Below are 12407 nucleotides of genomic sequence, written 5' to 3' on the forward strand. Positions count from 1 at the left end.
ACAGCTTCCACATTTCTTCAAGGTTTGTGATTTAAAAATATTAACCATGAGAACACTATATATTGGCGGACAAAAAAAGAAGAACTCAACTGGATCATATTGGAAGGTGTATATCTTCCTGATCCTACTCTTAACCGGAATCGGATTTGTGTTGAAATTAACAGCTCCGATGATTGTGGAGAATTGGATTAATAAGAAAGGGACTGATACCGACGGATATGCTTTTTCGGTTAGAAACGTAGACCTCTCACTTCAGAATGGGAAGATTACCTTGAATGATGTGAAGATCTTTAACCCTCAAACATCCTCGAATTTACTCGAAACTCCCAATCTGACGATTCAATTAGATCTGGTTGATCTTGTCCTTAATCAGAATAAGAAGGTCTCAATTACGGCGGATAAAGTTGATCTTTATATTTCGAAAGATCTTAATTCTGAGATCGAAAGAATGAGAGCAACTAATGCAAAGGCCGGAAATGATGTCTATCTCGACGTCTTGGATGGAAAGATCACTAAGCTCAACATTATTGAGAAGAAAGAAGATCAAAGTCGCACGATGCTTGAACTAAATGATGTGAATTTAAAAGTAAAAGAAGTCTCTCTCCTTTCAATTAATAAGAAGTCCGAGTTTACTCTTACTTCGACTGTCGCTGATGGTGGGAAGATGAACCTTACTGGTAAAACCCATGAGGGCAATGGCATTACTCCATGGGCCGTTCACGGGACACTTAAGCAAATTCCATCTGGCTTCTTTAATAAGATTGCTGGAAGTGAACTACCTTTCGCTTTCACTGAGTCACACTTGAATGCGGAACTAACGGCTTATTCGGATAATGGATCAGTACTAGGAGAAATTACTCCAGAGATCAAGAAATTGAATCTAATTCAAGAGAAGCCAGGTGTACCGACGCAAACAATTAAGAGAAAGCTGAGTGATGATCTGACGTTTGTTTTGCCTTTCACGCTGAAAGACAAACTCACGGTGGAATACTCGGAGACGTTCCAAAAGCTTAAGAGCTATAAGAAGTATCCAGCGGCAGTGGCAAGTAACGATGCTACTGAAGCCAAGACCGAGGTCAAGGCCGCTGAACCTGTAAAACCTAAAAAATCGTTTTCTTTCTGGTCATTTTAAAAATAAAGGCTCGCTTCGGCGGGCCTTATTTTTTAGTTCTGCGACCTGGTTTCGCAAGAATCTCGATATAGAAGTGATCCGCACCTTGAGTTACCACACCATCAATGCACTTATTGATTTCTGATACGTGAATGATGAGTGATGTATGGCTTTCTTTCCCAAATCTACAATCAAAATCCCAAAAATCTACGCCATCTTTAAGAGGTTTTCTTCTTTCACGGGCGATGTATTTGCTGATCTCGTGTTTTACGTAATCAACTTGACGGGCAGGGGCTTTCTTTGGGTCAGTGAGTTTAAATGTCTTTTTCATAGGCATTTCTTAACGCTTTTAGGCCTATTCTGGCTATCTTTTCCTCATAAAGCTTCGTATAAAACTGTATGGCCTATTTTCACGAACTCATTAAACACCCTTTGATTCTTCAAAATCTTGAAGAGCTTAGCTACTTTGAAGCGACTGATATTCAAAGGGAAGGGATTCCCCTAATTCGTGAAGGTCGCGATATCTTTGGGGTGGCCCAAACAGGGACTGGAAAGACCGGTTCGTTTTGTCTGCCACTGATTGAGAAGCTTTTAAATTCGGAAGCAAGTTCTATCCCTCGTGTTTTGATCCTCGTTCCGACTCGTGAACTTTGTATGCAGATTCATGACAATATCCAGGCCTTTGCTAAGGGAAGTGCGCTTAAGTCTTGTGCTATTTACGGTGGAGTGAAGCACATCTTTCAAACGGAAGAGATCAATCAAGGGGTGAACTTTATTGTCGCGACTCCTGGAAGACTTCTTGATCTACTTAAAAAAGAAATGATTAAGCTCGAAGGTATTGAGGTCTTGGTTTTAGATGAAGCTGATCGCATGTTGGATATCGGTCTCATTGGGGATTTGAATCAGATCTTGAAGTTTATTCCAAATCGCCAGCAGACACTTCTATATTCGGCTACAGTGCCGGAAAGCATTCGTGAGCTTTCGAAGAATTTTCAAAAGAATCCAAGTTTCATAGAGGTCGCTAAGAACACATCAGTTAATTCGGATATTTCTCAATATGTGTTTCACTGTGAGCCGAATCAAAAGCTACCGCTTCTAAAAAATATCATTATGGAAGAGGCCTTTGGTTCAGTGTTGATTTTCACGAATACGAAAGAAAGAGCTGATGAAGTTGCATTGTACTTAACTAGAAACTCCATCGACACAAAAGCGATCCATTCTGATAAAAAGCAAGCTGAGCGTGAAAAGATCATTAGGCAATTCGCGGACGGGAAGATCAATGTTTTGGTGGCAACAGATCTAGTCGCTCGAGGAATTGATATTGAGACGATTGGGATGGTGATTAGCTTCGATTTACCCCTTGATCCAGAATCCTATGTTCATAGAGTGGGGCGAACTGGCCGAGCTGGTCGGTCTGGACTGGCCTTTAGTTTCTGTGCAAAGAGCGATCTCAAGCTATTACAGAAGATTGAGAGCTTTACTAACTCTAAGATAATTCAAAGAAACTAGTTAAAATTTTACAGCAGACATTGCAATTTCCCAAATCGTGCCTATAATGCAATTATTATTGTCACAATTAAGGGAGCATATCCATGAATTTGATTGAATTACTTAATTGGCGTTACGCCACTAAGGCCATGAATAAAGAAACTGTTTCAGCTGATAAGGTTGAGAAGATCCTAGAGGCGGCCCGATTAACTCCAACTTCAAGCGGACTTCAGCAGTTCGAAATCATCGTAGTCACAAATCAGGAAATCAAAGACAAGATCAGAGCAGTGTCGTGGAACCAGTCAATGGTTTCAGATTGTTCTCATCTTCTTGTGTTCGCGGCTTGGGATCAGTACACGCCAGAGAGAATCAATGGCATGTTCGACCTGGTGAATGAGGAGAGAGGGTTTAAGAACGAGGGCTTCGAGGCCTACCGTCAGAAGCTTCTTTCTATGTATCCTCAACAGGACCCTGAAGTTAGCTTTCAGCACGCTGCCCGTCAGGCCTATATCGCACTTGGTACGACCATGGTTGCTTGTGCTGAACTTAAAGTGGATTCAGTACCGATGGAAGGTTTTGATCCTAAGGCAGTAGATGAGATCCTTAATCTTAAGGCCCGCGGTCTAAGAAGTGCAGTGATGCTACCGATTGGTTACCGTGAAGCGAAGAATGACTGGCTAGTGAACTTGAAAAAAGTTCGTCGTCCTAAAGAGCAGTTCATCGTGGAAGTTAAATAATTTGTCCCTTGGTTCCGGCAGGCGCTTAAAGTCTGCTGGAACTTTTCTCTTGTTCCCCGCCACCAAACCTGCATAAAATATTCCTATATCAATTCTATTTAAAAGGTTTTATGCAATTCCAACAGGATTTTAAGGGCCCTCAATCTAATATGCATTTCAATTTCCCTGAGGTGCAAGACTTTGAACCCGAGTACATGCCTGAGGTCATTTCACCTGTTTTTATCGATACAAGCGTCAGCGTTAGTTATTCTAAGCAGAGCTGGTTTAAGAAAATGCTGGCACTTCCTAGAGTGGCGAGCTTTGTTCTTGAAAGCCTGGAAAAGATTAGCAGTTTCTCAAACGACATTAATAATTCAGTCTCTAAAGTCGCAAGCCGAGTTTCAATTCTAGAAGCGAGTCAGGGAGATTTCAGGTCCCTCAATGACAGACTTCAACAAGTTGAGATGAAGGTAACTGATTTGCCTGAAATGAACCTTCAGATTCAGGAACTTACGAAGAAGAATCGCATCATTACTATTGCGATGTTGGTCATGGCGTTAGTGAACCTGGGCCTTGCAGCTTTCCTTTTTATTAAGTAGTCTCGGACACATGAAAGAATTTATTGATCACATTCTCAAAATTTTGAATACCAACGGCTTCCCTCAAAAGCGAGTGTCACTTCCTACTGAGAAGATGTATGAGGCCGCTGACAATAAGGGTTTTAGTTTTAATCAAGTTCTCGAAGAGCTAAAAGCTGCTCATAATATTGATGCTCAGATTGGACCGGATAAGATTATCTTCTCGCAAATTGTGACTACATCATCAAAACAAGAAGACATGATGAAGCAAGCCCAGGAGATGATGTCAAAAATGAGCCCTGAGGAATTAAAGCGCATCCAAGACATGTTCATGAACATGTCACCTGAGGAGAAAGAAGAAATTCTCAAGAAGGGTAAAGACCTCGGTTTGATCTAAGATGAAGTTGTCTTCCGAGCTAGAAGCATTCGTTCAGAGTCACCTCAATCTTCAAGTTAAGATTTCCTATCCAGACCATCACGGATTTTTACTTCGTCACAAGTTAGGCGATTGTGCCCAGGTTCTCGATGTTGGAACTGGTAATGGGACATTTGTCGCTCGCTTAGCAGAAGACCATCCTAATATTCATTTCGTTGGTATTGATAAACGTAGGCATTGTATTGATAGTTGTAAGACCACAAAAAACTTTGAGGCCTTCCAAGTTGATATGTTTTCTCGCACGAGCACCTTCGATTTCTCTCAGTTTGATGGATTCCTTATGAGGTATTTCCTACTTCATGTTGATAATGCTCAGAAGATCCTGGAACTCTTTAAAGCAAAGGCCAAAAGACCTTCAAGGTTTTGGGTCATTGATCTTGATTGGTCTCAGTTTACCTGCGAACCCAAGAGTGAAACTTTCGATAAGCTCACAGGGCTGGTGAAAGACTTCTGTTCAAAAATCTCAGTGGAGTCCAGGGGAGGACAGAATGCCTTGCCTTTGCTTCAGAAACTAGGGTTTCAAAATATCCAAGTCGAACATATTCCATTCTCTTCAAAAAATATTCCGATTGAAGAACTTGCTCTTTATATTAAACAGGAAGTGTTGTGCTATTCCATCATGAGTGGGAGGGCGATGAATGACCCTGAAACAACTGAGCTTGTGCAATTCATAGACAAGGATGTGAGAGCAGGAAAGTTTAAAATTTCCTATGGTATGATCTTGCTCACTGCTGAACTTACTCCATAGGAGCATCCATGCTACGCATTTTCTCTACGATAATTTTTTTAACAGCAATGAGTAGTTTTTCTGCATTCGCGAATGGGATTTCAACTCATGTTCTTGACCTCGCTACAGGAGTTGGAGGAAAAAACGTCCCCGTGATTCTGGAGCTGAAGAGCAAAGAGGGGAACTGGACCAGGTTTGCCACCGGAGTGACTGATGAGAATGGAAGAATTAAATCTTTTAATTCACCGATTAAAGTGAGCAAGGGAATTTACCGCTTAAGCTTTGATATGAGCAAATACACTGGAAGCAAAAAGAGCTCTTTCTTCCCGGAAATTAATGTGGTCTTCCAGATTGAGGATGAAAATCTCCACTATCATGTGCCAGTGGTAGTGAGCCCTTACGGATATAGTACTTATCGCGGGAATTAGATGCTCGAGGTCTCTTTCTAGAGGCCTTCGAGTAACTGTCCCGAAAACAACTTTGCATCAATATGGTATTGTTGACTGTCGAATAAAGTCGTCCAACGTTTGATGTCCGCCTCAGCAATGTCTTGCTCCCGCAAGTTAAAGATGAATAAGTCACTTTCACCTTGAAGCCAGCGTTTCTTCTCAGCTTCCGCCATAACTTTAGTGTTCTCATACTCTCGACTTACGACTTTATATCGCTCAAGGCTCGCTTCAACTGATTCGGTGGAAAAATTATAGAATCGTTCGAGCTCTTGGAGGAGATATTGCTTCTGCTTTTGAATGGCCAGGGTTTTGTATTCAGAAGATACGGTCTTTCCCCCGGCCTTTCTGTTTTCCAATGGAAAATCAAAGCTTACACCAATTTTGATGGTCTCAGGGTCATAAGGGACATCACTCGATAGTTCACGAGAGGCGAGGACGTCAAGATTTAGCCCCGGAAGCTTTTGATTCTGGTTCAGCTCCTTCTGTTGCCTCATGGCCTCATAATGAAGATTCAGAATCTGGAGTTGCGGAACCTTGTCCCAGTTAAATGATGTGGTTTTTGTACTCTTATGAACCTTAGGATCCACTGGTGCCTGATCTTCTGAGGGAATCAAGCTGATTCCTTTATCAGTTCTAAGATAAAGCGAAAGTTCTATCGCAATTCTTTTAAGATCGATTTCGTTCTTTAAAACTTCGTCTCTTCGTTTATCGATTGCTCTTAAATTATCTTTGATCTTCAATCTTTCGACGTCGCCGGCCTTAAACTTTTTTTCAATCATTTCCTGGCGACTGGTAGCGAGATTCAGAATGTTTCTTCTGATCTGCAGCTTCTTACATTCCAGAAGCCACTTATAATAAAGCGAGAGTGCCTTGTGGGTCGCGGTCAATTTTTTCGTCATGAGCTCTTGCTTAGAGATCTCTTGATTTATTTTGGCAATGCGGGCCCCGAGTCGTGCCTCATCATTGGCGAAGTTTCTAAGAATTGGTACGGTTAGACCTGCAAAGAGCTCTCCAGCGGAAGAAGTTCTGTAATAACCATCGTACTCAGCAAACTTACCATTACCTTGTCTATGACCGGCAATGAGACCGATACCGTAGTAGGGAGTCTTACGTTCAATCGCCGTTTCAAAATACTGGTTGTCATACACATTCTCGATATTGTTACGAGATTTAAATTTTACTTTGTGGTCAAAGTTTCCAAGGCTTGCTTCGTATTCACCTTTACTTGCTTCGTACTTAAGCAGGGCCTCTTGAATCAGAGGATAGTGGTTATTTACTGACTCAATGATCTGTTGTTCTGTAATTTCCGCGGCAAATGCCACATTTAAAGAAGTAACAATAAATAGAATAGGGACTATCATTTATTACCCTCATCACCTTCGGAATCTTTTTTGATGGTGAGAATTTTTGTGAGTTCGTCCTGAATAGGTTCAAGAACAGGCGGAAAGCGATTTAACTGTCGCCATATTTCCCAACCAATGTTTGTTTCTCTGAATGAAATATAGGCCCTGGCATGGGCGCCTAATCTTAAAACGTTCTGGCTTGGCCATTTTTCATCTTCAACCAAAAGAACACGAAATTTCCCATGATACGAACTTGCTTGGTCGATAAGATGAACCTTCGCTGCAAAGGTATTGATGGCGAGGGACGGCCAGCCTGGGATTTGAATTGAGGGCCATCCTTCAAACTGAACTTGGGCCTTCATTCCAGATCTAATGAGGGAGGCATCGTTACCATCCACCCAAATCTCTGTTGCCATTTTCGTAACGTCAGGAGTGAATACCAAAATCGGAGTTCCCGCTTTGATGAGGTAGCCTCGTTCACCCGAAATGATTCTTACGACTGTTCCGCTTCTTGGGGCAAGGACTTTTTGTTGTGATTGTCTTGAGAGCTTTGTTTCGGCCTTTACTTGAGTGGCCAGGGTCTTTTGATATTCAAGGATCATTTTGGAGTGTTCGATTTTGGCCTTCTCATACTCTTTACGAGGAGAGAGCCCTTGTTCAAACAACTTTCTCTGGCGGTCGAGATTGATTTTTGCGGTGTCCATCATGAGCTCTGCTGAGTCTCGTGCGGCAGTCGCTGCGTCTCTCTCGGTTCCCATTCTATCGAGAAGGGCGGGATCATTATCGATAAGTTCTGCTAATACATCTCCTGCCTCAACTCGATCTCCCTCTTTGACTTTCCACTCTTTGATAAATCCGGTGACGGGAGTTGTGATACTTTGTACACGCTCATTGGGATTGATTGCTGTTACTTGGCCCACACCCACGGTAAATGAAACCCATGGGAGTAGACCAAGTAGAATCACGGGTAAAATAAAGAAACCAACTTTGATGTTGCCAGCGATTCTGATAGGAAGTGCTGGCACGTAAAGATATTTTTTCAAATGCTTTGCTCCAATGCTTTTTTCATTTTGTAGTGACTAGTTTCAAAATCATAAAGGGACTCCATCGACTTAGGGAGTTTAATCAGAGATGCAAAGATCCCCGAAAGGATGATCTCCGCCGATACAAGTTGTCCCAGTGAGAGAGAGTCAGTTTGAACAAAATAAATTCCCAGACCAATGAGAATAAGGTGCGCAAGGACGAATAGGATTCCCACGATGATGGTGTTGAATTTGATGACACTGAAGTGGGTATGGCGATCTTCCAGAAATCTTTCAGTATATTTAAGCTCGGTATCGTTGGGAAGCACATCTAATAAGTCATACTTTCTGTCCGACTCAAGGATGGAGGTCTTAATTGCAAATTTGTTTTTGTTCCAGATTAGTTTCAGTCCAGTGATGATTAAGATCGGTAATAAGATGAACCCCGGGTGGAACAGAATGACCGTAATCATGCCGAAGATCAAAGAAAGGGCGATATCAGTGAAGTCAGCAAAGGTCTTTGAGAAACTTTTTGTTCCATTGAATAATTCAAGGAAGTAGTAGGGTGTCTTGACCGGTCTGACGTTCCATTCAGGAGTTACGAGAAGAATCATCTCTCTTTCAATGTACTCCGATAATATGATGAGGGAGTAGCGAAAGATCTGCGACAAGATAAGGCCAACTGCAATGATAATGGTAAAACTAATCGTATTTTGCCAAATCCCTGACAGGATTAAATTGTTCACCAGATACTGTACCGTCAAGGGAATGATCAGTGTCGTACCGCCATAGAGCAATGCAAAAATAAAGTATTCTCTTTTGAGTTTTAATTTCTTCAATGTCTCTAAGAATTCGATATTCATTAAAAAACTCCGCATGGTCCGGATAGGTCTTTATAGACGAATTTTACGTGATGAGTTTGTCTGGCTGGAAAATTTCATCAGATAATAATTTATATATTCTAATTATCAGTTATTTAATGGCAAAAAAATATGTCTTACTTTTGTTCAAATCTCGTTAATAACAACATAAACTTTCATTACATCTAGCATCATGAGCTACGAGATAGGAGACATATGATCATCGGAAACAGACAAGGCACTTTGGCCGCGGACTTACACACAAGAAATCATCAAATCACGGCCGGCCTCTCTGAAAAGATTGGAGGCAATGATGAAGGCATGAACCCTCATCAAATCATTGAGGCAGGTCTTACGGCCTGTACGATCCTTACTTGTCAGATGTACGCCGATAAGAAGAAGTGGCCTCTTACAAATACAAAAGTAACAGTGAAAATCACGACTGAAGAAGTGACTGGTGCAGTATTTCAAAGAGACATCGTATTTGAAGGGGATCTGACGGACGAGCAGAAAGAGAAGCTCCTTGCAATTGCGAACAAAACTCCCATTTATAACTTATTAACTAGATCGATTAGTATTGATACAAAACTGGTGTAATCGACTTTACTTGAGGACATATTAAACTGTGTCCTCTTTGTTCATGGTTTATTCTGTGAACTATGAAAGAAGAACTTAAAAACAAAGTCGTTCTCATTACTGGTGGTTCAAAAGGTCTCGGCTATGTACTTGCCGAGCATCTCCTTAAAGAAAATTGTAAAATTGCCATCTGTGCCCGTGACCTGAGCGAGTTAGAAAATGCCCAGGAACATCTGGGACCGGACGTCCTGACTCTTCAATGTGATGTCGGGAAGGTGGATGAGGTCAATAAGCTAGTCAGTGATGTCATAAAACATTTTGGTAAGCTGGATATTCTTATCAATAATGCCGGTGTCATTATGGTTGCACCAATGGAGTCTTTCAAACGGGAAGATTTCCAAATGGCCATGGATATCATGTACTGGGGAATCGTGAATACGACGTTGGCCGTTCTTCCTCATATGAAAGAGCGCAAAGATGGTCATATCGTTAACGTGACTTCTATCGGCGGGAAAATTAGTGTTCCGCATCTCTTGCCTTACAGTTCTGCAAAATTTGCGGCAGTAGGATTTTCAGAAGGGATTGCTGTCGAACTTCGAAAAGATAATATCTTCGTCACCACAGTCGTTCCTTGGCTCATGAGAACTGGTTCCTATGTGAATGCATTCTTTCAGCGCGGGAACAAAAAAGAGTTTAAGCTCTTTGCTCTCTCCTCAACAGCACCATTACTTACAATCAGTGCTGACAAGGCCGCTCGGAGAATTGTGAAGGCCCTTAAAGAACGTAAGGCCTTCAAGATTGTTGGTTTCCAAGCTGGACTGTTGAACGAGATCCATCATTTCTTCCCAAATCTTTCAGTCAAAGTCCTAGGAGCTATGTCAGAGTTCATACCTGCTGTACATAAAAAGGCGCCATTTGAAAAAGGTAAGTCCATTAGTGAACGATTTGAGGATGCCGAGGTTCCTGGAGCAAGAGAGATTGGTCAAAAGGCCCAAGAAGATCATCAAGAACTAAGGCACTAATCTATCTAACACCGGAATTCTTAATATACTCTGTTGGTGAACACCCCATGTGTCCTCTAAACATGGCTATGAACGTGCTGACGTTTTGATAACCAAGGTTGAATGATACATCACTGACCGATACATTTTCTGAGAGTTGCTTCAATGCTGTATAGATCTTAACTCTTTGTCTCCACTCCGTGAATGCGAGGCCCGTTTCATCTGTAAAATGGCGGGTAAATGACCGAAGCGACATTCCAGAAAACTTTGCCCACGTTTCTGTGGAAGACATGTCTTCAGGGGATTGTAGAATCTTTTTGGCCGTCTTTTGTAGCTTCTCGTCCTTTGGCATAGGAATATGGAAGAAGTTTGCGGCCTTCGCATTTTTTAGTTCATCTTCAGCAACTTTGGCCAGACGCTGTTGTTCGGCATTGTAGTTGAGATCAGATTCCCATGAACTCATACGCTCGAGAATTGACTTAAATAAAGGAGTAAACTCCATAACAGATATCACTTTCGGCAGCGTCTTCTTTAAGTGTTCTGGCACGAAGACGGCCATGATTGAGCATTCACCAATAACTTCTGTGATGTGCATAATGTTCGGTGGGAGATAAAAGAAAGTATTGTGTGAGATGACCCACGAATCAGTTTCAGTGGCAATCCGTACGATTCCCTTCTGTACGCAATTGAGTAGCCCGAAATCATGGGTATGAAGTTTCCTTTCCATCAAAGAGTCATCAATCGTGAATTCTCGCGCGAAGATGTACTTGAACTTAGAAAGTCTTTCAATGAGCTCTAACTTATCTTTTGGAAGGTTCTTTTTCATTGGCCGATCCTCGATACTTATTGGCTCAGTTACGATAACACGTTTTGACCATTATAGGTATATTAGAGATCATGAAAATCTCCAGGGAAGAAGGAAAATGAGCGATATTCTTTTTGCTAAGGTCGAAGAAAACTTCTACCGTTGCCTTAACTCTAATCATGAAGAAGATATGACCATGGCCCTAGAAAAGTTAAAGGCATCATTAGTTGAAGCTGAGGTACATAGTCATTCGGCCAAAAAATACTCAAAACTGTTTCTTGAAATGTTTCAATTCTCTGAAACTTCCAGTGAATCTCTATGGGCACAGGCGCCTAAGATATACTCTGCTGTTGGTGAATTTATTCATTCACGAAATTCATACGAAGATGAATTCCGTGAAGAAGTGAATCGAATGGGGCTAGGGAAGTACTTGGAAATGATTGATTAAAACTACTACTTCCTTTGATTAATTAACCATTCTTGTACTTCAGGTTTTGCCCAGTGGGCATCCCAACAGCCATGGCCACAAGTGCTATTATAAACCGTGAGGGTAAATTCGTGGATGTAGTTGCTACAAGACTCAATTTTAGGCTTAGCCAATTGCCAACCTGTTGACGTGAACAAGTTGTCACTGTTATTTCCGAAGACCCAGACTGGAATGTCTGCCATCTCACAGACGTCTGAAAAAGTATTCGCATAAGCTCCAGGCATTGCACCTGCAATGAGGTCTTTTGAATTCTTGATGAGTTCTTGGGTTCCGATAGATCCTGCAGAAAGACCAGTTACAACAATGCGATCAGGGTCCACTTGATATTTTTCCATGGCATCTAAAATCACTTGTCTTAACTGAGAGTGAATCCAAAGCCCGCTTCCATTCGAGCCAGCTGGGGCCCAATTAGGAGCAATAACGATTGCCGGGTATTTTTGGGCGAGAGTCGTGCCCCAGACTTGTTTTATAAAACCGGTTTTTCCTCCACCGACTGCCGTATGAGCGATGTTCAGGACGGAACCATTTAGGCCATGAAGAGAAAAGATCATGGGATAAGTTTTATTCGGATCAGTTCCGTAGTCGGCCGGGAGAAAAACCGCGCAATCATAACCAGATGAACGGTCCCATAGAGTAACTTTCCCGGCCCTGGCATCCGCTGGAGTAGTGGGAGTTGGATTAAGAGGAGATTCGGTTGATTCTGATGGAGTTTGTGAACTTGAATCATCTTTTTTATTACATCCTACAGAGAAGATGCTTAAGAGGATGAGAAGAGTCGTTAATTTTTTGTACATGAGTATGGCCCCTT

At 41.8% G+C, this 12407-nt stretch carries 16 protein-coding genes; 10 read left to right on the plus strand and 6 right to left on the minus strand.

The genetic code is table 11. The features are described from left to right. The first annotated feature begins 46 nt into the window (after nucleotides 1-46). A complete protein-coding gene (locus SOO65_RS07265; RefSeq protein WP_321398858.1) occupies nucleotides 47-1132 on the plus strand; it encodes a hypothetical protein in 1086 nt (361 codons plus the stop codon). A 25-nt stretch (nucleotides 1133-1157) separates the two neighbouring features. Here the strand turns inward: SOO65_RS07265 and SOO65_RS07270 are convergent, their stop codons facing one another. Beyond that, nucleotides 1158-1442 carry a DUF6172 family protein gene (locus SOO65_RS07270; protein WP_321398860.1) on the minus strand — a complete coding sequence of 95 codons (285 nt, stop codon included), beginning with the start codon at nucleotides 1440-1442 and terminating at the stop codon, nucleotides 1158-1160. 68 nt (nucleotides 1443-1510) lie between these two features. Between SOO65_RS07270 and SOO65_RS07275 the strand changes: the two genes are divergently transcribed. The 6 genes from SOO65_RS07275 (at nucleotide 1511) to uraH (ending at nucleotide 5484) form a co-directional block, all read left to right on the plus strand. Then, entirely contained in the window at nucleotides 1511-2620 is a 1110-nt protein-coding gene (locus SOO65_RS07275; protein WP_321398863.1) for a DEAD/DEAH box helicase, read from the plus strand. An 83-nt stretch (nucleotides 2621-2703) separates the two neighbouring features. Further along, nucleotides 2704-3336, plus strand: a complete 633-nt coding sequence (locus tag SOO65_RS07280) for an NAD(P)H-dependent oxidoreductase (RefSeq protein WP_321398865.1) — start codon at nucleotides 2704-2706, stop codon at nucleotides 3334-3336. A gap of 110 nt (nucleotides 3337-3446) precedes the next feature. Then, a complete protein-coding gene (locus SOO65_RS07285; RefSeq protein ID WP_321398867.1) occupies nucleotides 3447-3914 on the plus strand; it encodes a hypothetical protein in 468 nt (155 codons plus the stop codon). Nucleotides 3915-3924: 10 nt separating this feature from the next. Next, the gene (locus SOO65_RS07290) at nucleotides 3925-4290 is read left to right on the plus strand and encodes a hypothetical protein (protein ID WP_321398869.1); all 366 of its coding nucleotides are present in this window, start codon (nucleotides 3925-3927) and stop codon (nucleotides 4288-4290) included. Nucleotide 4291: 1 nt separating this feature from the next. Then, entirely contained in the window at nucleotides 4292-5077 is a 786-nt protein-coding gene (locus SOO65_RS07295; RefSeq protein ID WP_321398871.1) for a methyltransferase domain-containing protein, read from the plus strand. Nucleotides 5078-5085: 8 nt separating this feature from the next. Next, nucleotides 5086-5484, plus strand: coding sequence for a hydroxyisourate hydrolase (gene uraH / locus SOO65_RS07300; RefSeq protein ID WP_321398873.1), 399 nt, complete (start codon nucleotides 5086-5088; stop codon nucleotides 5482-5484). A 17-nt stretch (nucleotides 5485-5501) separates the two neighbouring features. Here uraH and SOO65_RS07305 read toward each other — a convergent pair whose 3' ends face one another. The 3 genes from SOO65_RS07305 to SOO65_RS07315 are packed head-to-tail and all read right to left on the minus strand — an operon-like array spanning nucleotide 5502 to nucleotide 8733. Continuing rightward, complete coding sequence (locus SOO65_RS07305) at nucleotides 5502-6866, minus strand: TolC family protein (RefSeq protein WP_321398876.1); 1365 nt, start codon at nucleotides 6864-6866, stop codon at nucleotides 5502-5504. Beyond that, nucleotides 6863-7891, minus strand: coding sequence for an efflux RND transporter periplasmic adaptor subunit (locus tag SOO65_RS07310; protein ID WP_321398878.1), 1029 nt, complete (start codon nucleotides 7889-7891; stop codon nucleotides 6863-6865). Before SOO65_RS07310 ends, SOO65_RS07305 begins: the two co-directional genes overlap by 4 nt. Further along, complete coding sequence (locus SOO65_RS07315; RefSeq protein ID WP_321398880.1) at nucleotides 7888-8733, minus strand: ABC transporter ATP-binding protein; 846 nt, start codon at nucleotides 8731-8733, stop codon at nucleotides 7888-7890. The genes SOO65_RS07310 and SOO65_RS07315 overlap by 4 nt, the downstream gene beginning before the upstream one ends. Before the next feature lie 213 nt (nucleotides 8734-8946). On the opposite strand from SOO65_RS07315, the gene SOO65_RS07320 reads away from it, so the two are divergent. Further along, complete coding sequence (locus SOO65_RS07320; RefSeq protein WP_321398882.1) at nucleotides 8947-9327, plus strand: OsmC family protein; 381 nt, start codon at nucleotides 8947-8949, stop codon at nucleotides 9325-9327. A 62-nt stretch (nucleotides 9328-9389) separates the two neighbouring features. Then, nucleotides 9390-10328 (plus strand): SDR family NAD(P)-dependent oxidoreductase, encoded by a 939-nt coding sequence (locus tag SOO65_RS07325; RefSeq protein WP_321398884.1) that lies wholly within the window; start codon nucleotides 9390-9392, stop codon nucleotides 10326-10328. A gap of 1 nt (nucleotide 10329) precedes the next feature. Here the strand turns inward: SOO65_RS07325 and SOO65_RS07330 are convergent, their stop codons facing one another. Beyond that, the gene (locus SOO65_RS07330; RefSeq protein WP_321398886.1) at nucleotides 10330-11133 is read right to left on the minus strand and encodes an AraC family transcriptional regulator; all 804 of its coding nucleotides are present in this window, start codon (nucleotides 11131-11133) and stop codon (nucleotides 10330-10332) included. Between the two features lie 97 nt (nucleotides 11134-11230). Between SOO65_RS07330 and SOO65_RS07335 the strand changes: the two genes are divergently transcribed. Next, the gene (locus tag SOO65_RS07335; protein ID WP_321398887.1) at nucleotides 11231-11560 is read left to right on the plus strand and encodes a hypothetical protein; all 330 of its coding nucleotides are present in this window, start codon (nucleotides 11231-11233) and stop codon (nucleotides 11558-11560) included. A gap of 5 nt (nucleotides 11561-11565) precedes the next feature. On the opposite strand, the gene SOO65_RS07340 is transcribed toward SOO65_RS07335, so the two are convergent. Next, nucleotides 11566-12393 (minus strand): carboxylesterase family protein, encoded by an 828-nt coding sequence (locus tag SOO65_RS07340; RefSeq protein WP_321398889.1) that lies wholly within the window; start codon nucleotides 12391-12393, stop codon nucleotides 11566-11568. Between the last annotated feature and the right edge of the window lie 14 nt (nucleotides 12394-12407).

The organism is Peredibacter starrii (assembly GCF_034259205.1).
GTDB classification, from domain to species: Bacteria; Bdellovibrionota; Bacteriovoracia; order Bacteriovoracales; family Bacteriovoracaceae; genus Peredibacter; species Peredibacter starrii.